This is a genomic window from Nocardioides sp. JS614 (genome assembly GCF_000015265.1).
Classification (GTDB): domain Bacteria; phylum Actinomycetota; class Actinomycetes; order Propionibacteriales; family Nocardioidaceae; genus Nocardioides.
Genome location: NC_008699.1, coordinates 3609406 through 3631694 on the forward strand (window position 1 = coordinate 3609406; position 22289 = coordinate 3631694).

The 22289-nt window shown below is 71.0% G+C and carries 22 protein-coding genes; 7 read left to right on the plus strand and 15 right to left on the minus strand.

The features are described 5' to 3' along the window. Positions 1–86 precede the first annotated feature (86 nt). The 9 genes from bluB to bioB all read right to left on the minus strand — a co-directional run bounded on the left by bluB (position 87) and on the right by bioB (position 8454). Complete coding sequence (gene bluB, locus NOCA_RS18735) at positions 87–755, minus strand: 5,6-dimethylbenzimidazole synthase (RefSeq protein ID WP_011756841.1); 669 nt, start codon at positions 753–755, stop codon at positions 87–89. Further along, positions 755–1528, minus strand: coding sequence for a cobalt-precorrin-4/precorrin-4 C(11)-methyltransferase (locus NOCA_RS18740; RefSeq protein WP_011756842.1), 774 nt, complete (start codon positions 1526–1528; stop codon positions 755–757). The genes bluB and NOCA_RS18740 overlap by 1 nt, the downstream gene beginning before the upstream one ends. Beyond that, positions 1525–2997: a precorrin-3B C(17)-methyltransferase gene (gene cobJ / locus NOCA_RS18745; RefSeq protein WP_049774609.1), complete on the minus strand. Its 1473-nt coding sequence runs from the start codon at positions 2995–2997 to the stop codon at positions 1525–1527. The genes NOCA_RS18740 and cobJ overlap by 4 nt, the downstream gene beginning before the upstream one ends. A 104-nt stretch (positions 2998–3101) precedes the next feature. Beyond that, positions 3102–3314 (minus strand): hypothetical protein, encoded by a 213-nt coding sequence (locus NOCA_RS28040; protein WP_011756844.1) that lies wholly within the window; start codon positions 3312–3314, stop codon positions 3102–3104. Next, entirely contained in the window at positions 3311–3934 is a 624-nt protein-coding gene (locus NOCA_RS18755; RefSeq protein WP_011756845.1) for a hypothetical protein, read from the minus strand. The genes NOCA_RS28040 and NOCA_RS18755 overlap by 4 nt, the downstream gene beginning before the upstream one ends. Beyond that, on the minus strand, positions 3931–4776 hold the full coding sequence (gene bioD, locus NOCA_RS18760; protein WP_011756846.1) for a dethiobiotin synthase: 846 nt from the start codon (positions 4774–4776) through the stop codon (positions 3931–3933). The genes NOCA_RS18755 and bioD overlap by 4 nt, the downstream gene beginning before the upstream one ends. Next, on the minus strand, positions 4773–5915 hold the full coding sequence (locus NOCA_RS18765) for an 8-amino-7-oxononanoate synthase (RefSeq protein WP_011756847.1): 1143 nt from the start codon (positions 5913–5915) through the stop codon (positions 4773–4775). Before NOCA_RS18765 ends, bioD begins: the two co-directional genes overlap by 4 nt. Before the next feature lie 113 nt (positions 5916–6028). Beyond that, the gene (locus NOCA_RS18770; protein ID WP_011756848.1) at positions 6029–7333 is read right to left on the minus strand and encodes an adenosylmethionine--8-amino-7-oxononanoate transaminase; all 1305 of its coding nucleotides are present in this window, start codon (positions 7331–7333) and stop codon (positions 6029–6031) included. Further along, the gene (gene bioB, locus NOCA_RS18775) at positions 7330–8454 is read right to left on the minus strand and encodes a biotin synthase BioB (RefSeq protein WP_011756849.1); all 1125 of its coding nucleotides are present in this window, start codon (positions 8452–8454) and stop codon (positions 7330–7332) included. The genes NOCA_RS18770 and bioB overlap by 4 nt, the downstream gene beginning before the upstream one ends. Before the next feature lie 241 nt (positions 8455–8695). On the opposite strand from bioB, the gene NOCA_RS18780 reads away from it, so the two are divergent. Together NOCA_RS18780 and NOCA_RS18785 are read left to right on the plus strand one after the other, a co-directional pair. Continuing rightward, positions 8696–9304, plus strand: a complete 609-nt coding sequence (locus NOCA_RS18780) for a BBE domain-containing protein (RefSeq protein WP_011756850.1) — start codon at positions 8696–8698, stop codon at positions 9302–9304. 25 nt (positions 9305–9329) lie between these two features. Then, positions 9330–10088, plus strand: a complete 759-nt coding sequence (locus NOCA_RS18785; RefSeq protein ID WP_011756851.1) for an aspartate/glutamate racemase family protein — start codon at positions 9330–9332, stop codon at positions 10086–10088. A gap of 778 nt (positions 10089–10866) precedes the next feature. On the opposite strand, the gene NOCA_RS18790 is transcribed toward NOCA_RS18785, so the two are convergent. The 3 genes from NOCA_RS18790 to ilvD form a co-directional block, all read right to left on the minus strand. Then, positions 10867–11040 carry a YegP family protein gene (locus NOCA_RS18790; RefSeq protein WP_158305682.1) on the minus strand — a complete coding sequence of 58 codons (174 nt, stop codon included), beginning with the start codon at positions 11038–11040 and terminating at the stop codon, positions 10867–10869. 2 nt (positions 11041–11042) lie between these two features. Beyond that, positions 11043–11270 carry a hypothetical protein gene (locus tag NOCA_RS18795; RefSeq protein ID WP_140403981.1) on the minus strand — a complete coding sequence of 76 codons (228 nt, stop codon included), beginning with the start codon at positions 11268–11270 and terminating at the stop codon, positions 11043–11045. Between the two features lie 1032 nt (positions 11271–12302). Beyond that, on the minus strand, positions 12303–14006 hold the full coding sequence (gene ilvD, locus NOCA_RS18800; protein WP_011756853.1) for a dihydroxy-acid dehydratase: 1704 nt from the start codon (positions 14004–14006) through the stop codon (positions 12303–12305). Between the two features lie 90 nt (positions 14007–14096). On the opposite strand from ilvD, the gene NOCA_RS18805 reads away from it, so the two are divergent. Continuing rightward, positions 14097–14837 (plus strand): HAD family hydrolase, encoded by a 741-nt coding sequence (locus tag NOCA_RS18805; protein WP_041547910.1) that lies wholly within the window; start codon positions 14097–14099, stop codon positions 14835–14837. A gap of 17 nt (positions 14838–14854) precedes the next feature. Next, entirely contained in the window at positions 14855–17413 is a 2559-nt protein-coding gene (locus NOCA_RS18810) for a glycoside hydrolase family 65 protein (protein ID WP_197687701.1), read from the plus strand. On the opposite strand, the gene NOCA_RS26015 is transcribed toward NOCA_RS18810, so the two are convergent. The 3 genes from NOCA_RS26015 to NOCA_RS18825 form a co-directional block, all read right to left on the minus strand. Continuing rightward, on the minus strand, positions 17307–18356 hold the full coding sequence (locus NOCA_RS26015; RefSeq protein WP_011756856.1) for a hypothetical protein: 1050 nt from the start codon (positions 18354–18356) through the stop codon (positions 17307–17309). The two genes, NOCA_RS18810 and NOCA_RS26015, sit on opposite strands and share 107 nt — an antisense overlap. Positions 18357–18450: 94 nt before the next feature. Beyond that, positions 18451–18921 carry an SRPBCC family protein gene (locus tag NOCA_RS18820; RefSeq protein ID WP_041546678.1) on the minus strand — a complete coding sequence of 157 codons (471 nt, stop codon included), beginning with the start codon at positions 18919–18921 and terminating at the stop codon, positions 18451–18453. 31 nt (positions 18922–18952) lie between these two features. Further along, the gene (locus NOCA_RS18825; RefSeq protein WP_011756858.1) at positions 18953–20041 is read right to left on the minus strand and encodes a WD40/YVTN/BNR-like repeat-containing protein; all 1089 of its coding nucleotides are present in this window, start codon (positions 20039–20041) and stop codon (positions 18953–18955) included. A 75-nt stretch (positions 20042–20116) separates the two neighbouring features. On the opposite strand from NOCA_RS18825, the gene NOCA_RS18830 reads away from it, so the two are divergent. The 3 genes from NOCA_RS18830 (at position 20117) to NOCA_RS18840 (ending at position 22288) form a co-directional block, all read left to right on the plus strand. After that, on the plus strand, positions 20117–20995 hold the full coding sequence (locus NOCA_RS18830) for an EamA family transporter (RefSeq protein WP_011756859.1): 879 nt from the start codon (positions 20117–20119) through the stop codon (positions 20993–20995). Positions 20996–21105: 110 nt separating this feature from the next. Then, positions 21106–21327 carry a hypothetical protein gene (locus NOCA_RS18835; RefSeq protein WP_011756860.1) on the plus strand — a complete coding sequence of 74 codons (222 nt, stop codon included), beginning with the start codon at positions 21106–21108 and terminating at the stop codon, positions 21325–21327. A gap of 46 nt (positions 21328–21373) precedes the next feature. Further along, complete coding sequence (locus tag NOCA_RS18840) at positions 21374–22288, plus strand: alpha/beta fold hydrolase (RefSeq protein WP_011756861.1); 915 nt, start codon at positions 21374–21376, stop codon at positions 22286–22288. Position 22289: the final 1 nt, after the last annotated feature.

Consider the following 22289-nt stretch of genomic DNA (forward strand, 5'->3'; position numbering starts at 1 on the left):
CGAGATGCTGCTCGGGCAGCTGTACCGGGAGCACGGCGGCGAGCTGACCCGAGTCTCGGTCGAGACCAGCGCACCAGTCGGCGCCTTCACCGGGTGGACTCCGGCACGTACCGCCACACAGTGGGCATTGACGCGCTGACGCCGTACCTCTCCTCATGCAGGGCACTCGCCAACGGCGAGCGGTGCCGCCAGCCGTAGCGCTCCAGGTCAGGAACGTCCGGTAGCTCCGAGACGGTGCCGACGCAGAGCCAGGCTACCGGCCGTACGTGCTCCGGCATGCCGACGAGATCGCGCAAGAACTCCTCGCGGTAGAAACTGACCCACCCCACCCCGAGGCCCTCGGCGGTCGCGGCGAGCCAGAGGTTCTGGATGGCGCAGACCACCGAGTAGAGCCCGGCGTCGGCGATGGCATGCCGACCGAGCACCCTCGGCCCGCCGCGAGTCGGGTCGTAGCCGACCACGATCCCGAGCCGCGAGTCGCGGATCCCTTCGACCTTGATCCGCGAGAACGTCTCGGCGCGCTCGCCGCTGAGCGTCGCCGCGAACGTGTCCCGCTCGTGCGCGACGTGGTCGGCGAACGCGCTGAGCGTGTCCGGCGAGCGGACCAGGACGAAATCCCACGGTTGGCTCATCCCGACACTCGGGGCACAGTGAGCCGCCGACAACAGCCGCTCCAGCACCTCGGCGGCCAACGGCTCACCTGTGAACTCTCGGCGAGTGTCACGACGACGGTTGATGACGTCGTAGAACTCCATCACAGCCCCCGATCGTCGCGTCGCTTCGAGGTCCGGTCGCGGGCCGCGTCGTAGAGATAGGACTCGCCGCCCTCGCCGGCCAGTGCCCAGCCGACCAGGATCACGGCCGCCTGGCGCAGCCCTGCCGCCTCCACCACCTCCGAGATGGTTGCCACCGTGCCGCGCAGCACCTGTTCTGCGGGCTGGCTGGCGCGGTAGACGACGGCCACCGGGCAGTCGCCGCCGTACTCCGGTTCGAGCTCGGCCATGAGCGGCCGCACCCGCGTGATCGCCAGATGCAGCACGAGCGTCGAGCGAGTCGTGGCGAACGCCGCCAGCGACTCGGACTCCGGCATCACGGTAGAGCGAGCCTGGGCGCGGGTCAGCACCACCGACTGGGCCACCAGCGGCACCGTCAGCTCGCTGCCGACCAGCGCAGCAGCGGCGGCGTAGGCCGGCACCCCGGGCGTCACCGACCAGGCAACACCAGCAGCATCGAGCCGGCAGGTCTGCTCGTGCAGCGCGGAATAGAGCGACGGATCGCCGGACGTCAGCCGCACCACCGCCTGGCCCGCGCCGGCTGCACGGACCATTTGGGCGACCATCGTGTCGAGGTCGAGGTCTTGGGTGTCGACGAGCTCTGCGCCCGGGCCGACGTGGGCCAGGACCTCGGGATCGAGGTAGGTGCCGGGATAGAGCACCAGGTCCGCCTGCGCCAGCAGGCGAGTCGCGCGCACGGTCAGCAGGTCGGCCGCGCCGGGTCCGGCGCCGACGAAGTGGACGGCAGCACTCACCGCACGTACCTCGGCGTCCACACGCCGGCGCGGCTCACCCGTGTCCTCTCGGCACCCACGATCAGCAGGCACTTCATGTCGATCGTCTCCGGGTCCAGGTCGGCCAGCGTCGTGACGGTCAGCGACTCCTCGTCGCGCCCGACGTCGCGCCCGACGATGACCACGGTCTCGGGCTTGCGATGCTCCAGCAGGACACGGTGGGCGGTGGCAATCTGCTCGGTCCGGGAGCGGGGGGCCGGGTTGTCGATCGCCAGCACGAGGTCGGCGTCGGCGATGGCGCGGAGGCGCCGTTCCACGACCTCCCACGGCTCGAGCCTGTCGGAGAGCGAGACAACGGCGAAGTCTGCCCCAATGGGCGCACCGGCACGGGCGGCCACCGCCTGCACGGCGCTGACCCCCGGCAGCACCCGAATCTGGACGCCGGCGTACGTCGGATCCTCAGCCGCCTCGAAGACGGCCGCTGCCATCCCGAACACACCGGCGTCGCCGCCAGAGACGACCGCGACCCGCTCCCCCGATCCGGCCAGGTCGAGCGCGACCCGAGCCCGGTCGACCTCGACGGTGTTGCCTGACGCGTGGCGGGTGATTCCGGCACGCTGCGCGACGCGAGCCACGCACGGGGCGTAGCCGACCACGTGATTGACCTCGCCCAGAGCCGCCGACGCTTCTGGCGTGAGCCAGTGGTCGGGGCCGAGGCCGACGACCAGGAGTTCAGCGGTCCGCCCGTCGGGTGCCGCGACCGATGCGCTGGGCTCCGCCTCGCGAGCGCGCAGCCGCTGAGCGGTCTGCCGGTCGGCCGTGTCACCCGGGACGACGATCAGGGAGAAGTAGGGCACCGAGTCCGGATCGACCTCGGCTACAGGCAGCCACCGCTCCTCGGACTGCGACGCCCGCTCGACGTACCAGGCGCCCTCGAGCCGCCCCGCCTGCGCCAGCGCGGAGCGCACGGCTGGAAAGTTCCGGCCGAGCTTCATGATGACGGCGGCCTCTGTGTCCGCCAGCCGCCTCGCGAGCTCCGGCTCGGGCAAGGTTCCGGGCAGGACGGTCAGGACATCTGTCTGTCGAACCAACGGGCCCGAGCTGCCAGCGATCGCCGCCGTCGCCGCCGCGAAGGCGGGCACGCCCGGCACCACCTCAATCGGGTAGATCTCCTTGAACCGGTCGTGGAGATACATCGACGAGCCGTAGAAGAGGGGATCGCCCTCCGAGAGCAGGACCACGTCGCGCCCCGCGTCGAGGTGAGCCGACAGCCGTACCGCGCAGGACTCGTAGAAGTCGGTCATCGCCCCGACATACCCACCGGGATGGTCGGTGGTGCCGGTGGTGACCGGATAGCGCAACTCCTCCTCGATCACCTCGGCTGGAATGATGCCGCCGGCAATGCGACGCGCGTGGGACTTCGTCTTCACCCCAGCGTGGTACGCAACGACGTCAGCCGCGCCGATGATCCGAGCGGCCTTGAGCGTCATGAGCTCCGGGTCGCCGGGGCCGATGCCGACGACCGTCAAACGGCCGGTGCCTTTCGGGGCCCCCGCGGCGCCCGGAGCGGAGCGAGGACGACGTGGGGTGGTGCTCACTCTGCCTCCTGGGCGAGTGCATTGAGGGCTGACGAGGTCATCGCCGATCCCCCGCGGCGGCCACGGACGGTGGCGGCGAGCTTCTCGGCATCGGCCGGCACGGCCCGCAGGCCGGCCTCTCGCCGGATGGTGGCGAAGGAATCGACATAGATGGCGGGTCCGGAGTCCACGTACTCGGAGCGGCGCTTCGGCCTGCGCAGGTCGGTCATCTGCTCTCCTCGGGAATGAGCACGCCACGCCACGGCGTGACGACCACGTCACCGACTGCTGCGGTCAGGTCATCGATGGCTTGGCGGCCGAGGCCGGCCTTGGGAACCTCGATATGCCGGCCACCCGGCACCGGGCCGAATGGCAACGACTTGGCCGATTCCGGGAGCCCGGGATCGGGGCCTCTCGGTTCGACGAGAGGCTCAGCCAACTCCGACACGTGCCAAGCCGCAGTCGGTCCGCGCCCTCGGCGTACGACGAACTCATGCGCCAGCTCGGCGATCCGCCCTGCCGCCTCCGCGAGCGGCACAGTCGCCCCCCACCCGGTCCCGATCCGTAGCTGAGCCCAGGTCGAGCCAAGCGCAACCAGCCCAAGGTCGCAGCTGCGAGCCAGGAGATCGCCGCGTCCGTCGTCGAGCACGAACAAGAACCGGCCCGGCAGTGCCGGGAGCTCTGGGTCAGCGCACAACCGGTCGTCCAGCTCACGTGCAACCACCCGGAGGTCGGCCTGCCCCCCGACCAAGCCGGTCTGCGGGGAAACCATCACATTGCGGACCAGCTCGTGGGTCCTGGTCGGCACGAGGCCCGTTCGCTCGAGGGCGGCGTCGACGCTGAGAATCACTGAGGACCGGAGATCAGTGGCGCAATTGTTGACTGGCTATCGCGGGTCTTCTTGGGCGGTATCTGGACCTCGTGTTGCCCCAGTGTTGCCCGAGCCCTCCGATGGATCCAGGCGAGTTCCAGACCTCGCAGCTCCCGCTGCGCAACCCTGCTGAACTCTGGAGGCGTCAACGCACTGACCCCGGCCGGGATCGTTCCGAGGAGCGGGAGGTTGGTGACGCGTGGAAGGTCGTCGAGGTTGCAGCGTTCAGCAAGTCCTGCGTCGCTCGGCCAGGAGCCGATGATGATGCCATCGACGACGTGTCCGCGAGTCCTGATGGCGGCGCTGGTGAGCTCTGTGTGGTTGAGGGTGCCGAGGCCGGCGCCGACGACGACGACAAAGGACACCTCGACGGATGAGATGGCCGGGTCGACGAAAGCGCCCGGGGGGCCCGGGGGGTGGTCGCGAAGGTCGTCGGCGAGGTCGAGGACGGTGCCGCCATTGGTGTCGAGGCGGACGAGCAGGCCGCCGGCGCCTTCAACCAGCACGAGGTCGTGGGATCGGGCGAGAGCGCGGATCCGAGCGGCGTGGACGGCGATGGGCGGGATCTCCACGCCGGCGCGTCGGGCGGCGGTATCCGGAGCGAGCGGCTCGGCCAGGACGGTGTACTGGTGGACGTCGATGCCGGTGAGTCGGCGGATGACTGCCGCGTCGGGGGTGTCGTCGGTGGTGCCGGTCTGAACGGGCTTGACCACGGCGACCCGTTCTCGGTGGCCGAGCGCGCGAGCGGCGAGGGCCGCGGTCGCAATGGTCTTCCCGACGCCGGTGTTGGTGCCGGTGACGATGACGATCCGGCCGGTCATGACCGGGCCCTGCGGGTGACGCTGTGAAGGGCTTGCGTGGCTCGTTGCCAGTCCTCGGGGGCCATGCCGGCGCTGGCGGTGATCCGGAGCCGGGAGATCCCGTCTGGTACTGAGGGTGGTCGGAAGCAGCCGACCCGCACGCCGCCTGTGAGCAGCTCGGCCTGGGCGGCGAGGGCATCCGAAGGTGAGGGCATCGGCACCGACAGCACTGCGCCTGCCGGCGCGGGGACGTCGAGGAGGCCGGCCAGGGCGGTGACGCGGGCGTGGACAGTGGCGGCCAGTTGGGGGTGGATTCGGGTGATCCGCGTCGCGGTCAGGGCAGCGGCGGTGGCGGCGGGGTTGAGGCCGGTGTCGAAGATGAAGGGGCGGGCGGTGTTGATCAGGTGCTCGATCAGCGCGGTGGTGCCCAGGATCGCGCCGCCTTGGCTGCCAAGGCTCTTGGAGAGGGTGGCGGTCACGATCACGTCGGGTCGGTCGGCCAGGCCACATGCCTTGACGAGTCCGGGTCCGTGCACTCCGAGCGCGTGGGCCTCGTCGACCAGCAGCCAGGCGCCATGGCCCGCGCAGGCGTCGGCGAGGTCGACCAGAGGGGCGCGGTCGCCGAGGACGGAGTAGACCGACTCGGCCAGCACGAGCGTCCGCCGGCCGGGGTGCGCGGTGAGCGCGGCCCGGACCGCGGTCACGTCGTTGTGGGGGACCACGGTGAGTCGGGCGCTCGAGAGCCGGACGGCGTCGATGAGGGACGCGTGGATGTGGGCGTCAGAGATGATGTGCGCGTCGCGGTCGGCGAGCGCGGTGACGGCGGCGAGGTTGGCGTGGTAACCGGTCGAAAGCACGAGAGCGGCCGGCTGTCCGAGCCAGTCGGCGAGCTCGGCCTCGAGGTCGGTGTGCAGGGTCAGGGTGCCCGTGACCAGCCGGGACGCGGTCGCTCCGGCGCCCCAGCGCAGGGCCGCGGCGGCCGCGGCGCGACGGACCTGGGGATGGTGGCTGAGCCCGAGGTAGTCGTTGCTGGCGAGGTCGAGGACCGTCTCGTGCGGTCGACGGGGATGAAGGCGCCGGACCAACCCGGCCTCCTCACGGTCGGCGGCCCGGCCCGTGAGCCAGTCCTCCCATGTGATCGAGTCGCCCAGAGGGCTCATCGAGGGTCGGACCCGGTCGTGGGGTCCTCGGGGCTGTAGGTCACCGGTCGGCACGGCGCCGGCGCTGACAACGGGTCGGCCGGCGGAACATTCGTCCCAGGTGGGTTCGCTCATCAGGCGACCGCGGCGGCGTGGGCGATGGCGGCGCATATGTGGGCGGCGTCAGCCTGTTGGGTGGGGTAGGGCGGCATTGTGTAGACCAGGTCGCGGAACGGGCGCAGCCAGACCCCCTCGGCGAGGGCGGCGTCGGTGGCTTTGGCGACGTCGACTTCGTGGTCGAGCTGGACGACGCCGACCGCCCCGAGGACCCGAACATCGGCAATGCCGGGGGCGGCACGCAGCGGCTCGAGCCCGGTGGTCAGGGCGGCGTGGAGACGCCGTACGTCGGCGCCCCAGTCGCGGGTCTGGAGCAGGTCCAGGCTCGCCAGGGCGACCGCGCAGGCCAGCGGGTTGCCCATGAAGGTGGGGCCGTGCATCAGCACCCCAGACTCGCTGCCGGAGATGCCGTGGGCGATCTCGGCGGTGGCGAGGACCGCTGCGAGGGTGAGGTAGCCGCCGGTCAGTGCCTTGCCCAGGCACAAGATGTCCGGGGTGACGTGGTCGCTGACGAACAGGTGGCCGGTGCGGCCGAAGCCGGTGGCGATCTCGTCGAAGACCAGCACCAGGTCGTGCTCGTCCGCGATCTCGCGCAGGATGCGCAGGCAGGCGGCGTCGTAGACGTGCATGCCGCCGGCGCCCTGGAGTAGGGGCTCGATGATGATGCCGGCCAACTCGCGGGCGTGGGTGGCGGCCAGGCGGCGGACACCGTCGGCCCACCCGTCCACGTCGCCGCCCGGGCCGGGGGGCCGGTCGGCGAACACCTGGGAGTGGTGGACGGCGGCGAACATGGCGTGCATCCCGCCGATCGGATCGCACACGCTCATGCACCCGAAGGTGTCGCCGTGGTAGCCGCCACGCACAGTCAGCAGCCGGGTCCGCTCCGGCCGACCGACGCCGCGCTGGTACTGGAGCACCATCTTGATCGCGACCTCCACGCTCACCGACCCGGAGTCAGCGAGGAACACGTGCTGCAGCGCATCCGGGGTGATCGCGACCAGCCGCTGGGCCAGCCGAATGGCGGGGGCGTGGGTGAGGCCGCCGAACATCACGTGGCTCATGCGCTGCGACTGTGCCACGAGTGCGGCGTCGAGCTCGGGGACTCGGTACCCGTGGATCGCCGACCACCACGAAGACATGCCGTCGATGACCTGGGACCCGTCGGCCATGGTCAGGCGTACGCCGTGGGCGCCGGTCACCAGCCGCACCGGGGTCGGGTCCGTCATCGAGGCGTACGGATGCCACACGTGCGCCCGGTCGAACGCCAGCAGCCCTGCGAGCGTGGTCCGCTCGGCCGGTTCGGCGACGAGGGCGGTGCTCACGCGTTGGCCGGCACGTCGGTTCCGGCGCCACGGCGGCGGATCGCCGGATCCGGGGCGGACCCCGCAACGGAGGTGCCGCCGGCAATGTCGTGGGCTGTCTGGGCGCGGTGGGCCGCAGTGGCCGTGCCGGCGGGTTTGGCCTCCGCGCCGAGGATGGCGAACCCGTTGTCGCGCAGCATCTCCAGGTCGGCGCGCGCGTCCTGGCCCTCGGAAGTGAGGTAGTCGCCGAGGAAGATGGAGTTCGCGACATGCAGGGCGAGGGCCTGCAGCGACCGCAGGTGCATCTCGCGGCCGCCGGCGATGCGGATCTCGGTATCGGGACACACGAATCGTGTCATCGCCAGGATCTGCACGCACCGGATCGGCGTGAGCTCGAAAGTGCGCTCGCTGGGGGTGCCGTCGAACGGCATCAGGAAGTTCACCGGGATCGAGTCCGCGCCCAGAGCCTTGAGCGCGAACAGCGCCTCGACCAGCTGCTCGTCGGTCTCGCCGAGTCCGGCGATCAATCCCGAGCACGGCGAGAGCCCAGCGGCCGCCGCCTTCTCGATGGTGTCCACTCGATCGGAGTAGGAGTGGGTCGAGACAATGGTGTCGTGGTGGGATTCGGCGGTGTTGATGTTGTGGTTGTAGGCGTCCACTCCGGCTGCCCGGAGCCGCTCGGCCTGCCCGTCCTTCAGCAACCCTAGACAGGCGCAGATCTCGACGCCGGGCTGCTCACCCTTCAGTTCCTGGGCCATCGCTGCGACCCGGTCCACGTCCCGGTCCGACGGGCCACGGCCCGAGGACACCAGGCACACCCGCGTCGCCCCGCCTCGCAGGCCGGCACCGGCCTGCTCCAGGACCTCCTCGGACGAGAGCCAGTTGTACTTGAGGATCGGCGCCCGGGATCCCAGCGCCTGGCTGCAGTAATGGCAGTCCTCCGGACAGAGCCCGGACTTCAGGTTCACCAGGTAGTTGACCTTCACCGTGTTGCCGAAGCGCGCGCGGCGCAGCCGACCCGCTGCCGCAACCACGTGGAGCAGGTCCTTCTCGTCGGCGCGTAGCACCGCCAACGCGTCGGCGGGCGTCGCGTCACCTCCGGCAAGGATGCGGTCCGCCAGGTGATCGAAGGATGTCTGCATCCAGCCTCCTCGACGAGATCCTGAACAGCGTTCAGGTGAACAGCGTTCAGGTGAACAGCGTTCAGGTGAACAGCGTTCAGGTGAACAGCGTTCAGGTTAGCGGGCGGACCGATGCGGCACAAGCGGGGCGAGCCTCGCATCAGCGACGGCGGCGCAGGACCGGAACAACTTCTTCCGCGGCGCACCGGCCCTGCCCGGGTTCGAGTGGATCCCCGAGCGCCTGCGCGAGCAGCCGGTCCTCATGATGCCGATGATCTGGGCAGGTGACCCTGTCGAGGGTGAGCGCCAGATCGGCGCCAAGATGGACCTGCTCGGCGATCTGGTGACGGTGGCCACGGGCGGAGTGATGCCGTACGTCGTGCTGCAGAGCCTCTTCGACGAGGTCTTCGCCCACGGTCGTCGGCACTACGCGAAGGCCGGCTTCCTGGTGGAGCTGCCGGACGAGGTCCTGGACACGATGATCGAGGCGATGCATCGGCTCCCCCACCACGCCTCGCAGATCGAACTGATGCGACTCGGTGGAGCGGTCGCACGCGTTCCCGAGGACGCGACCGCCTTCCCGCATCGCAAGGCCGACTGGCCGTTCAACCTGATCGGCCTGTGGGACGAGGCCGACCAGGACCCGGAGGTTCGGCAGTGGGTGCGCGATCTGTACGACCGCCTCGAACCGTTCGCGACCGGCGGCACCTACGTGAACTACGCGGGTGGCGAGGAGACCGGCGGTGCGAGGTCGGCCTACGGCGACGGCGTCGGCGGCCGCACCTGGGACCGCCTGGTCGAGCTGAAGCAGAAGTACGACCCCGAGAACCTGTTCCGCTTCAACGCTAATCTGGCCCTGACCACGGCGTGATCGACCCTGGTTCAGGAGTGTCGTGATGCCCAAGATCTTGGAGATCGTCCCGGTTCCCGTACCCGAGGAGGCCTTGGCCGGCTTCCATGACATGGTCCCGACGCGGGCGATCTTCCCCGGCTTCGAGACCACGTTCGTCGCCACGCGCGCTGGCGCCGCCAACGCGATCGACAGCCCGTACGAGCAGACCCTGTGTGATGCCTTCGTCCTGGACGCCGGGTGCCGGGCAGAGGAGGAGGGGTACGACGCCGTCTGTGTGAACTCGATGAGCGACTCCGCGCTCTCCGCGCTCAGGTCTCGTCTGACCATCCCCGTGGTGGCGCCGAGCCAGGCGTCGATGCTGGCGGCGTGCCTCCTCGGCAGGACGTTCTCGGTGATCACCATGTGGCCGAACTGGCATTCGCTGTACCGCAAGGTCGCAGCCGAGCAGGGGCTGACCGGTCGCCTCGCGTCGATCCGAGACATCGGGGTCCGTCCCGACGCGGAGCAGTTGCTCGCGGGAAAAGAGGACTTCGTCTTCGATGTCCTGGAAGGAGCCTGCCGGGCCGCGATCGACGAGGACGGGGCCGATGTCCTCATCCTCGGTTCGACAACCATGCACCAGAGTCACGCGTACCTGAGTGAGCACCTCGAGGTGCCGGTGCTCAACCCGGGCGTCATCGCCTACAAGGCTGCCGAAACGCTGGTGCTCCTGGGCCTGTCGCACAGCAAGGTGGCGTACCCGTCCCCCGAGACGATCCAAGACGACCTCCTGCGCTCGGTCCCGGCGACGTTTGCACGGTGAGCGTGACCGCGCTCCGGCCGCGCCTCGGCATCGCCGGGTCACGTGGGCGGCCGGCCACCACGTGCCACGAGCTCGATGCGATGCAGGTGCCGTGCCGTCCGACCCCCGGACCGCAAGAGAGGCCGCTTGCAGACGGTGGCGGTCGCGGACCGGTCAAATAGCGAACCATGACGGTCATCGACGCCGCCCACGTCGCGGCCGCGAGGTGTTGCGCGACCAGTACCAGCAACCCCGACCCGCGCCGGACCCTCACGACGAGCCTGCGCGGGACCTGGCCGACTACCACGGGGCCTCATCGACGGCGGCCTGACCGACGGCGCTATCGACGATGAGGAGGTGGCCAGGATCCTGCATGAGGATCCCGATCGGCCGCGCCGGGGTCGTGGTCGCGTCGGTCGCCTACTGGCCCGCTGGCTTCCGCTAGGTGCCGGGACTGTGCCGCTGGGGTCGGTTCGGCGTACGTGTCGGCGAAGGCGGCGTTCCACAGAGGTGGCTGTCATGGTGAGCACGTCCGTGTCGGCACCGGCCGCAACCAGGAGGTCAGCGATCGCCTTGCCGACCGACTCGAAGAGCGGAATGGCCCTCCACCGTCCACTGGCTCGCCCCGCCGCCACACCGAGCAGAACAGGATCTGCGCTGATCCGCCGCAGCTCCACGACCGCCTCGTCGATCGGGATTGCGCTGCGGATCGCTCGGCGTGCGATCTCCTCCAGAGTGGCGATCTGCCGCCTCTCCCGGGCGAGCAACCTCATTGCAAGCGCCCCAGCCGCATCGCTGGTCACGCCTCAACGACGTTCGCGGTCAAAGCCGTCACCCGCAACCGCTCGATCTCCATCAGCGCCCCGATCCGGGAGACGTAGCCGCCGTTACGCGCCATCACCTCACCGTCCCAGTCGCGCAGCACCCAGTGATGCTCGCCATCTTGCTCATAGACCTCGAACAGGCCTGCCATCTTCAGCACGTCCCGGCCCGCCTCGCCGGGGTCGACCGCGTCTCGTGGTCGCCGCGGTCGGACAGCCCGTCCGTTACCGTCAGCGAGTTCTCGACGCGCTCCCCCCAGACCCGCGCCGTCCCGAACTGAAGCAGCCTCGCCCCCAGAACCGCCCGCACCTTCCCCGGGAGGACATGATCGAACGGGGTCGGCCCGCTCGCTGCCACGGTTGCTGCATGGGTCGCGTTCATGGCGTCCTCTCAACAGACGTGTCCGGATGACCGTTCAGGAACGGGCCCCTGGCCCACCGGTTCTGCACGCAGATCCGGTGGGCCAGGAGCTGCTCGCCAGCCGCCTGAGGAAGGAAGGGAGGGGGCGACCGGCTCGCCCTTGCTGCCAGCGGAAACAGATCTCGCCGATCCCACGCCAGCCCGCCGAACGTTAGGGAGCCCGCCACGCGTGGTCGCCATGACCGACGAGTAAGAGACCCACGTCACACCGTCAGCAGGCGTCCGGAGAACGGCGATCTTCCTGCAAGCCCCAGCTGCCCAGAGGTCGTTCTCGCCAGCCGGCCATCCGGGGCGCAGGAGTTTCTCCACCTATCGGAACCCACGGAAGAGTCGACGCCGACGGCGGCCACCTAGAACGGTCTAGACCACACCCCTCGAACTTCCCCCAACACTTCACCGAGACTGGCACGCGGCACAGCTTGGGCGAGGACTGAAGTCCCGAGCTGGACACAGGATGCTGCGATTGGTGGCCAGCCTTCGAAGCGTGCCGGCGGTATCTGCTTCACCCGGGTTCGTGAGCAGATTGCGCGAGCACGTGACGGCCGAGGTCTTCGCCACGGTCATAGACCGGACCGACCAGACCGGACTTGACGAGACCGGATTTGATGAGTCCGGCCCCACTCGCGAACGGTTCACCCTGCCGGATGGCTGCTCGTTGCAGTCTCACGCACAGGACGTGGCCGCGGACCAGGCCGCCGCACAAGAAGCACGCCGCGCTTCGCGATCGCCTCCTGGTTCGGAACCTGGGCAAGCGCAATCTCCCCAGCATGTAAGGAATGCACGCCTTACGGTGGGCCCGCATTCGACGTTCGCCACCGGCTTGGGCCTCGGTCGCAGCAGGTCACTCCTCGAGCGGAACGACGATGGGCGTCCCGGTGACGGGATCGTCCACGGTCAGGCAGGCGACGCCGAAGACCTCTGACATGAGTTCGGGGGTCACGATGTCGCGGGGCCGGCCCGAGGCATCGGTCCCCTGTCTGCCCGGCGGGCGACTCAGCCGGTGATGGCGCCGTGCGCGGCGGACTGGACGATCTTGGCGTACTTGCCGAGCACCCCGCGGGTGTACTTGGGCGGATTCGGCTCCCAGCCGACCTTGCGGCGCTCCCACTCGGCCTCGGCATCGGGACCGACGACCTCCACCTCGAGCAGCCGGTTGGCGACGTCGAGGGTGATCTGGTCGCCGTCGCGGACGAACGCGATCGGGCCGCCGTCGACGGCCTCGGGGGCGATGTGGCCCACGCACAGGCCCGTCGTACCACCGGAGAACCTGCCGTCGGTGATCAGCAAGACGTCCTTGCCGAGGCCGGCGCCCTTGATCGCGCCGGTGATCGCGAGCATCTCGCGCATGCCGGGGCCACCCTTCGGGCCCTCGTAGCGGATCACCACGACGTCGCGGGGCTGGATCTGCCCGGCCTCGAGGGCGTCCATCGCGGCCCGCTCGCCGTCGAAGACGCGGGCGGTGCCGGTGAACACGGAGTCGTCGAAGCCGGCCGTCTTGACCACGGCGCCCTCGGGAGCGAGCGAGCCCTTGAGGATCGTGAGCCCACCGGTCTTGTGGATCGGCCGGTCCAGCTTGCGGATCACCTCGTCATCGAGCTCCGGCGGGGCCAGCTCGGCGAGGTTCTCGGCCAGGGTCTTGCCGGTGACGGTGAGCGCGTCGCCGTGCATCAGACCGGCGTCGAGCAGTGCCTTCATCACGACGGGGATGCCGCCGATCTTGTCGACGTCGTTCATGACGTACTTGCCGAACGGTTTGAGGTCGCCGAGGTGCGGCACCTTGTCACCGATCCGGTTGAAGTCGTCGATGGTGAGGTCGACGTCGGCCTCACGAGCCATCGCGAGCAGGTGGAGCACGGCGTTGGTCGAGCCGCCGAGCGCCATCGCGACCGTGATCGCGTTCTCGAACGCCGCGCGAGTCATGATCTGGCGGGCCGTGATGCCCTGGCGCAACAGGTTGACCACGGCCTCCCCCGAGCGGTGCGCGAAGCCGTCGCGTCGGCGATCGACCGCCGGCGGGGCCGCCGAGCCGGGGAGCGACATGCCGATCGCCTCGGCGATGGAGGCCATCGTGTTCGCGGTGTACATGCCGCCGCAGGCGCCCTCGCCCGGACAGATGGCCCGCTCGATCCGGTCCACCTCGTCGCGGCTGATCTTGCCGGCCAGGCACGCCCCGACGGCCTCGAACGCGTCGATGATCGTGACGTCGTTGCCGTCCACCTGCCCGGGCATCGTCGAGCCGGCGTAGAGGAACACGCTGGCCAGGTCGAGGCGGGCGGCGGCCATCATCATGCCCGGCAGCGACTTGTCGCAGCCGGCGAGCAGCACCGAGCCGTCCAGGCGCTCGGCCATCATCACGGTCTCGACCGAGTCGGCGATCACCTCGCGGGAGACCAGCGAGAAGTGCATGCCCTCGTGGCCCATGGAGATGCCGTCGGAGACCGAGATGGTGCCGAACTCCAGCGGGTAGCCGCCGGCCGCGTGCACGCCGTTCTTCACGGCCTTGGCGAGCCGGTCCAGGGACAGGTTGCACGGGGTGATCTCGTTCCAGCTCGAGCCCACGCCGATCTGCGGCTTCGCGAAGTCCTCGTCGCCCATGCCTACCGCCCGCAGCATGCCGCGCGCGGCGGCCTTCTCCAGGCCGTCGGTGACGTCGCGGGAGCGGGGCTTGATGTCGGGGCGGGAGGTGGGCTCGGTCATGGGCCCAGGGTATTCGCCGGAAGGGGTGGGGCGCCGCCCGGCCCGACTCCCGAGAAGCCCTAGCCTTCTCGTGTGAGTCCCGTGCGTTCGGTGAGCTGGCCAAGGTACGACGCGGTGCTGTTCGACCTGGACGGTGTGGTGACGCCCACCGCCGAGGTCCACATGCGCGCCTGGTCGGACATGTTCAACGCGTTCCTGTCCGCCTACGACGGGCCCGGGGACGCCGCGCCGTACACCGAGGTCGACTACTTCGCCCACGTCGACGGCAAGCCGCGGTACGACGGGGTCCGCGACTTCCTGTCCTCGCGCGGCATCGCGCTGCCCGAGGGGACGCCGGCCGACCCGGCGTCGGCCGACACCGTCTGCGGCCTCGGCAACCGCAAGAACGATGCGTTCAACGTCGTGCTCGAGCGCGACGGGGTCGCGGCGTACCCGGGCTCGCTCCTGCTGCTGGACCACCTCGAGCAGCTCCGCCTCCCCCTGGGGGTCGTGTCGTCGTCGGCGAACGCACCGGCGGTCCTGGAGGCGGCCGGCATCGCCGGCCGGTTCGGCACCGTGATGAGCGGCACGGTGGCCCACGAGCGCGGGCTGCCCGGCAAGCCGGCGCCGGACACCTTCCTCGCCGCCGCTCAGGACCTCGGCGCATCGGCCGATCGGACCGTGGTGCTGGAGGATGCGGTGTCGGGGGTGCGCGCGGGCGCCGCCGGGGGGTTCGGACTGGTGATCGGCGTCGACCGGGGCGCCGGTCCCGAGACGCTCGCCGCTGCGGGCGCCGACGTCGTCGTCTCCGACCTGGCCGAGCTGGTGCCGGGCGCGGGTGACCTCGCGTGATGGCGCACAGCCACGCCATGAGCGCCGACCCGCTCGACCGGGGCCGGTTCCCCGCCGACCCGTGGGCGCTGGTCGAGACCGGCTACCGCCCCGACGACCTGGGCGTGACCGAGACGCTCTTCGCGGTCGGGAACGGCTACCTCGGCATGCGCGGCAATCCCGAGGAGGGCCGCCCGTCGTACGCCCACGGGACGTTCGTGAACGGCTTCCACGAGACCTGGCCGATCCGGCATGCGGAGTCGGCGTTCGGCTTCGCGCGCACCGGCCAGACCATCGTGAACGCGCCGGACACCAAGGTCCTCAAGATCTACGTCGACGACGAGCCGCTCACCTTCGGCACTGCCGACCTCGAGCACTACGAGCGCCGGCTCGACTTCCGCGACGGCATCCTGCGTCGCCACCTGATCTGGCGTACCCCGTCGGGCAAGCGGGTCCGGATCGACTCCACCCGGATGGTCTCGATGTCGCAGCGGCACCTCGCCGTGATGACCCTCGAGGTCGAGATGCTGAGCGGCGACGCCCCCGTGGTGATCTCCTCGCAGATCCTGAACCGGCAGGACGGCCTGGACGAGTACCGCGCGGTGCACCCGGTGCCCGGCGACGTGGTCGACCCGCGCCGCGCGGCGGCGTTCGGCGAGCGGGTGCTGCTGCCTCGACTCAGCTACGCCACCGACGACCGGATGGGGCTGGCCTACCAGTGCGCCCACTCCGGGATGACGATCGCGGTGGCCGCCGACCACGTCCTGCACACCACCGACGTGCACGAGGCGTTGCCGCGCTGCACCGACGACCAGGCCAAGACGGTGATCCGGGTCGACGCGACCCGGGGCACGACGATGCGGCTGGAGAAGACGGTCGCCTACCACACCTCCCGGGTCGCCCCGGTCCGCGAGCTCTCCGACCGCTGCGACCGCACCCTCGACCGGGCCCGGAGGCACGGGGTCGAGCACTACCTGGCCGACCAGCGCGACTGGTTCTCCGACTTCTGGGACAGCGCCGACGTGGAGATCGCCGGCAGCACCCCCGAGCACCGCGCGCTGCAGCAGGCGACCCGTTTCAACCTGTTCAGCCTCGCCCAGGCCACCGGCCGCATCGACGGGCTCGGCGTACCGGCGAAGGGTGTGACCGGCTCCGGCTACGAGGGCCACTACTTCTGGGACACCGAGATCTACGTGGTCCCGTTCCTCAGCTACACCCGCCCGGAGGTGGCGCGCAACGCGCTGCACTTCCGGTCGGTCATGCTGCCCGCGGCCCGCGAGCGGGCCCGCGAGATGGCGCAGAGCGGCGCGATGTACCCCTGGCGCACCATCAACGGTGAAGAGGCCTCGGCGTACTACGCCGCGGGGTCTGCGCAGGTGCACATCGACGCGGACATCGCCTACGCGCTGGTGAAGTACGTCCGGGCGACCGGTGACTACGGCTTCTTGATCCGCGAGGGCATCGACATCCTGGTCGAGACCGCCCGGATGTGGGCGGACCTCGGGTTCTGGCGCAGCAACGGCGGGCCCACGTTCCACATCCACGGCGTCACCGGTCCGGACGAGTACACGACCGTCGTCAACAACAACCTGTTCACGAACGTGATGGCCCGGTTCAACCTCGAGCAGGCCGTCGAGTCGCTGGAGCGGATCCGTGCCTACCACCCCGACGACTACGTGCGCGTGGTCGCCCGGCTGCGCGTGGACCCCGACGAGGTCGCTGAGTGGCGTGCCTGTGCGAAGGGCATGACGATCCCGTACGACGAGGGGCTCGGCATTCACCCGCAGGACGACTACTTCCTCGACCGCGAGGTGTGGGACCTGTCCCGCACGCCGGCCGAGCTGCGCCCGCTGCTGCTGCACTACCACCCACTGGTGATCTACCGGTTCCAGGTGCTCAAGCAGGCCGACGTCGTGCTGGCGCTGCTGCTCCAGGGCGACCGCTTCACGCTCGAGGAGAAGCGCGCCGACTTCGAGTACTACGACCCGATCACCACCGGCGACTCCACGCTGTCGGCGGTCGTGCAGTCGGTGATCGCCGCCGAGGTGGGCTACCACGAGGCGGCGCTGCACTACTTCCACGAGTCGCTCTACGTCGACCTCGCGAACCTGCACGGCAACACCGTCGACGGGCTGCACATCGCCTCGACCGGCGGGGTATGGAACGCACTGGTCTTCGGTTTCGGTGGCATGCGCGACCACGGGGGGCGGCTCAGCTTCGACCCGCGGCTTCCGGTCAGCTGGCCGGGTCTGACGTTCCGGATCTGCTGGCATGGCTCGCGGATCCTCGTCGAGATCACCGAGGACCGGGTGGTGTTCACGGTCACGGCCGCGGGCGAGGAGGCGGTGCCGCTGACCGTGCGCGGCACGGAGTACGTCCTGACCGCGGACGCTCCCCTGGTCGTCGACCTGCCCGACCAGGGCGACCGGATCGACGGGCTGCTCGGCGAGCACCCGATCATCGGCGGCACCCGCGCCGACGGCAGCACGATCACCGCCGGCGTCCCCGACCCGATCCTGCCCCCCGAGGAGAGCGACGCGACCGGCGAGCTGCCGGCGTACGTCGACCCGCCCCCGCCGCTGCCGACCCAGGGCTGATCGCCAGCACGCCGACCACACCGACCAGGACGCCGACGAGCACCTTGACGACCAGCACCGTGTCGATCGGGGCCCAGTCCGCCTCGGGCGGTGGGGTCGCGAAGAGGTAGACCAGCCGGTTGACCAGGACCGTGAGAGCGTCGAAGACGACGAGGGCGCCCGAGCCGATCCAGGTGAGTGCGGCGGGCAGCCAGAGCGCCCGCTCGCGGCCCCATCGGCCGGCGAGACCGAGCACCCCGGCCGCGGCGACGAGGGCGCCCGCCGCGCGCGCCGCCTGCATCCCGGCGGTGTCGTGGGCCCGGGCGTCGGAGAGCCCGGCGGAGCCACCGGCCGCCCAGTAGACGCAGACGAGGGCCACGGCCACCGCCACGACGGCGGCGAGCGCGGCGAGCCGGCCGAGGCGGGCCTGCTGCGCCGGTGGCAGCGCGACGACCTCGCCGGTGCGCCTGTTCAGCAGGCCGCCCCAGCGGGCGCGGACGTGACAGCCGAACGCCACGGCCAGGGCAACCCCCTGGACCGCGAAGGACGCATAGACGAGCACGTACACCCAGGGGGCGATGCCGCCCAGCTCGGTGCCGGAGTCCTGCGCCGCCGTCGAGGTGAGCACGGTCAGTGCCGAGCCGACGACGACCTGGAACAGCAGGCCGGTCCCGACCCACACCGGGAGGAGCAGGATCCAGGCCGGCACCCTCCGCGACGACGGCCGGACCAGCGCCAGCACCAGGACCACCGCCACGAGCTGGACGGCGGCCATCACCGCGTTCCCGGCGACCCACCCGCCGCTGTGCAGCACCGACCGGTCGGTGAGACCCACCGGCTGGTCGAGGGTCCAGGCCACCTTCAGGAACAGGTAGGGCAGGCACGCCGCCGCCGACACCCAGGCCGCGACCGTGCCGAGCCGACCGACCCCGGCGGCCGGCTGCGAGACCTGCACGTCGGCCATCCCCAGCGCTCCCCAGCCCCGCTCTACGCCTCCGCGAGACCGGGCGCCACCGTCGAAGGTCCCCGAGGGAGCGGCAGTTCTACCTACCGGGGCCTCAAGGCTGCTCGGCGACCCCCTTGAGCCGGGCCAGCCCCTTGTCGAAGTCCTTGCCGACCATCTTGTCCATCGGCAGCAGCCGGCCGACCAGGCCCCACAGGCCCTTCGGCTCCCCGCGCATCCGCCACTCGACGTGGGTGCCGGGCGCGCCACCGACCTGGGTGGGGGTGAAGGTGAACGCGACCGGGTTGACGGCGGCGAACGGCTTCTGGAAGACCAGCTGGATGTCGATCCGCTCGGGCGTCGATCCGGTGATCTCCATGCTACCGGCGCCGGCCTTGCGGTTGCCGCGCCAGGCGTAGTGGGCACCGACGCCGGCATCCGGCCCGGTGTAGGTGCGTTCCAGCGCGGGGTCCAGGTCCTCCCACGGCGACCAGGTGGTCCACTCCTGGAAGTCGTCGACCAGGGCGTGCACCCGGGCCGGGTCCGCCGCGATGTCGGTCGTGCGGACGACGTCGTAACCACCCATGTCGTGTCCTCCTGGGTCTCGGGTCACCGTCTCAGATCGCGGCGGCGCGGACCACCATCACGTCGGGCAGGTCGCAGACGACCTGGCGCCAGGTCTCGCCCTCGTCGGCCGAGCCCCAGACGGCGCCGTTGCGGGCACCGAAGTAGAGCCCGGGGCGGTCGTGGTCGTCGGCGCACATCGCGTCGCGCATCACCGCGACGTAGAACCCGTCCGGCAGGCCGGCGCCGAGCTCCTCCCACGTCCCCCCGGCATCGCGCGAGCGCCACACCCGGGCCCTGCCGCCGGGCGGATAGCGACCGTCGCCGCTGCCGTTCGGGAAGACGAAGACGGTGTCGGGATCGTGCGGGTGCACGACGATCGCGAACCCGAAGTCCGAGGGCAGGCCGTCGGCGATGTAGGTCCAGGTGCCGCCGTGGTCGTCGGAGCGGTAGACGCCGCCGTGGTTCTGCAGGAACAGCCGCTCCGGGCGCGAGGGGTGGCGGGCGATCTTGTGGACGCACTGGCCGAACTCGGGGAACTGCTGGCCCTCGGGCAGGAACTCGGCGCGGATGCCCTGGTTGCGCGGCGCCCAGGACGCGCCGCCATCACTGGTCTGGTAGACGCCGCCGGTCGAGATCGCCGCGGTGAGCGACATCGGATCGGTGGGGTGCGGCAGCACGGTGTGGAAGGCCTGGCCGCCGAACCCGGCGCCCCACTCCGCTCGGTGGGGGTGGTCCCACAGTCCGCGCACCAGCTCGAACGTCTCGCCGCGGTCGCCCGAGCGCCAGACGGCACCGGGCTCGGTGCCGGCGTACACGACGCCGTCCTCGACCCCGGGCCCGAGCTGCCAGACCCGCTCGACGGTCGCGTCGGTGCCCTCGGGGAAGCGGATCGCACCGCCGGCGGTCTCCTGCCAGGTCGCGCCCAGGTCGTCCGAGCGTCGGACCTGGGGTCCCAGCCAGCTCGAGGACGCGCCGGCGAGCAGCCGCGGCGGGTCCGAGCGGGTGTCCACCAGGCAGGAGTAGACCTCCTCCATGTTGCAGTGCGGACCGGTGAACTCCCAGTCCGTGCGCGCTTCGTCGGAGGTGCCGAGCCAGAGGCCCTTGCGGGTCCCGACCATCAACAGGGTCCGATCAGCCATCTCCACTCCCAACGTCGCCGGCATCGCCTGAGCCCAGGGTGCACCCACCCGGGGACAACCTTCTAGATTGACCGGGTGACCGACCCGAACTCATCGCGCGGGCTGGTCTCCCCCGTCTCACCGATCTGGCTGGTGCTGATCGGCATCCTGTCGGTGCAGTTCGGCGCCGGCGTCGCCAAGAGCCTGTTCGACGAGGTCGCGCCGACCACCCTCGTGTGGCTGCGGCTGGTCACCAGCGCGGTCGTGCTGCTCGCGCTCGCGCGGCCGGTGCTGCGCGGCCGGTCCCGGGCGGACTGGCTGGTGGTGCTCGGGTTCGGCGCCAGCCTCGGGGTGATGAACTGGGCGATCTACCAGGCGTTCGCGCGGATCCCGCTCGGGGTCGCGGTGACCCTCGAGTTCGTCGGCCCGCTCACCCTCGCCGTGCTCGGCTCCCGCCGCGCCCGCGACCTGCTGTGGGTGCTGCTCGCGGCCATCGGGGTCGCGCTGCTCGGCCTACGCGACGGCGACCTGACCCTGGCGGGCGTGCTGTTCGCGTTGCTCGCCGGCGCCATGTGGGCGTCGTACATCCTGTTGAGCGCGCAGACCGGGCGCCGATGGCCCGGCTTCGACGGGCTCGCCCTCGCCTCGGTGGTCGCGACCGCGCTGCTGACGCCCTTCGCCGTCGGGGTCGGCGGGTCGGACCTGCTGGACCCGCGGATCCTCGCGCTCGGCGCGGTCGTCGGCCTGCTCAGCTCGGTGGTCCCCTACAGCTGCGAGCTGGTCGCGCTCCGCTCGCTGCGGCCCTCGGTGTTCTCGGTGCTGATGAGCCTGGAGCCCGCCGCCGCGGCGCTCGCCGGCATCGTCGTCCTCGACGAGCTGCTCAGCGCCGAGCAGTGGATCGCCCTGGTGTGCGTGGTCATCGCCTCGGTCGGCGCCACCCGCTCCGCACCGACGGCGGCACCGGCACCGGACTGAGACAGCCGCCAGCGAGTTCACAGAACCGTCACACAGCGTTGACGCGGGCGCATCCAACGGTCCTTAATGTGGAGCGCACCACTGCTCGGGAGTGCCTCACGGGAGCCGCCATGAACCTCGCCGCCCACCTGCTGCGCCGCACGTACGACCGGTCGATCGCGAGGATGCGGCGCTGGCCGGTCGAGTCCCAGCTCGGGGCCCGCCGCAACGCGATGGTCGCCGCCACCGCGCTCGCCCAGCAGCGCGCGGAGCGCGACGAGGTCGAGGAGTTCCTGGCGGCCCACCGGCAGCCCCCGGCGGCCGCGGTCGCGGCCCGGGCGGCGCAGGGCTGAGCCGGTCCCGGGGGTCGACCGGGCCCGACGGTGCAGAATCGGGCCCATGTCCGCGAACCCCGCCAGCGCCGTCCCGGCGCCGACCCTCGCGTTCCACGAGGTGCGCTCCGACGATGGCACCCGACTGCGCGCCTGGACCAACGACCCGGACGGCACCATGCCCGGCCCGACCGTCGTGCTGTGCAACGGCCTCGGCACGAGCGCGTGGGCCTGGCCGGCATTCCTCGACCCGGACTGCGGCGTCCGCGTGGTCTCGTGGAACCACCGCGGGACCGGCGGCTCCGACCGCCCGGCCGACCCCGACCACGTCGGCATCGAGGCGTTCGCCGAGGACGGCCTCTCGGTCATGGACCACTTCGGCATCGACCGCGCGGTCCTGGTCGGCTGGTCGATGGGCGTCAACACGATGTACGAGCTGGCGGTGCGCCACCCCGAGCGGATCAGCGGCCTGTTCGCGGTCGCGGGGGTGCCGGGCGACACGTTCGCGACGATGTTGCGCCCGCTGCGGGTGCCGCGCTTCGCCGCGAAGGCGCTGGCGGTGAACATCGCGCGGGTCCTCAAGTACGGCGGGCACCTGGTCACGCCACTGTCCACCCGGCTGCCGGTGGGCCGGCGCACCATCGACGTGCTCAGCCACAGCGGGTTCATGTTCCCCGTCGCCGACCCCGAGCTCGCGCGGCGGGCGATCGCCGCGTTCCTCGAGACGCCGGTCGAGTGGTACTTCCACGTCGCGCTGCACACCGCCCAGCACCCGCGCGTGTCGCTGAGCCGGATCCGAGTGCCCGCGGCGTTCGTCGCCGGCACCTTCGACCTGCTCGCCGGCACCCATGCGATGGCCAGTGCGGCCGCCCGCATCGACGGGGCCACCTACACCGAGCTGCGCGGCAGCCACTTCGTGCAGATGGAGCACCCCGAGCGCGTGCACACCCTCCTGCTGGAGTTCCTGCGTAGGGTCGGGTGAC

What these genes read in the sequence shown, in the direction of transcription:
- NOCA_RS28040 (WP_011756844.1), bottom strand. Translation starts at nt 3,314, where the DNA reads ATGACCGACCTGCGCAGGCCGAAGCGCCGCTCCGAGTACGTGGACTCC.
- NOCA_RS18795 (WP_140403981.1), bottom strand. Translation starts at nt 11,270, where the DNA reads ATGAACGCGACCCATGCAGCAACCGTGGCAGCGAGCGGGCCGACCCCG.
- NOCA_RS18810 (WP_197687701.1), top strand. Translation starts at nt 14,855, where the DNA reads ATGAGCGCCGACCCGCTCGACCGGGGCCGGTTCCCCGCCGACCCGTGG.
- bioB (WP_011756849.1), bottom strand. Translation starts at nt 8,454, where the DNA reads ATGCAGACATCCTTCGATCACCTGGCGGACCGCATCCTTGCCGGAGGT.
- NOCA_RS18840 (WP_011756861.1), top strand. Translation starts at nt 21,374, where the DNA reads ATGTCCGCGAACCCCGCCAGCGCCGTCCCGGCGCCGACCCTCGCGTTC.
- NOCA_RS26015 (WP_011756856.1), bottom strand. Translation starts at nt 18,356, where the DNA reads ATGGCCGACGTGCAGGTCTCGCAGCCGGCCGCCGGGGTCGGTCGGCTC.
- cobJ (WP_049774609.1), bottom strand. Translation starts at nt 2,997, where the DNA reads ATGACGCTCAAGGCCGCTCGGATCATCGGCGCGGCTGACGTCGTTGCG.
- NOCA_RS18825 (WP_011756858.1), bottom strand. Translation starts at nt 20,041, where the DNA reads ATGGCTGATCGGACCCTGTTGATGGTCGGGACCCGCAAGGGCCTCTGG.
- NOCA_RS18785 (WP_011756851.1), top strand. Translation starts at nt 9,330, where the DNA reads ATGCCCAAGATCTTGGAGATCGTCCCGGTTCCCGTACCCGAGGAGGCC.
- NOCA_RS18835 (WP_011756860.1), top strand. Translation starts at nt 21,106, where the DNA reads ATGAACCTCGCCGCCCACCTGCTGCGCCGCACGTACGACCGGTCGATC.
- bioD (WP_011756846.1), bottom strand. Translation starts at nt 4,776, where the DNA reads ATGACCGGCCGGATCGTCATCGTCACCGGCACCAACACCGGCGTCGGG.
- NOCA_RS18820 (WP_041546678.1), bottom strand. Translation starts at nt 18,921, where the DNA reads ATGGGTGGTTACGACGTCGTCCGCACGACCGACATCGCGGCGGACCCG.
- bluB (WP_011756841.1), bottom strand. Translation starts at nt 755, where the DNA reads ATGGAGTTCTACGACGTCATCAACCGTCGTCGTGACACTCGCCGAGAG.
- NOCA_RS18780 (WP_011756850.1), top strand. Translation starts at nt 8,696, where the DNA reads ATGATGCCGATGATCTGGGCAGGTGACCCTGTCGAGGGTGAGCGCCAG.
- ilvD (WP_011756853.1), bottom strand. Translation starts at nt 14,006, where the DNA reads ATGACCGAGCCCACCTCCCGCCCCGACATCAAGCCCCGCTCCCGCGAC.
- NOCA_RS18790 (WP_158305682.1), bottom strand. Translation starts at nt 11,040, where the DNA reads ATGGCAGGCCTGTTCGAGGTCTATGAGCAAGATGGCGAGCATCACTGG.
- NOCA_RS18765 (WP_011756847.1), bottom strand. Translation starts at nt 5,915, where the DNA reads ATGAGCCCTCTGGGCGACTCGATCACATGGGAGGACTGGCTCACGGGC.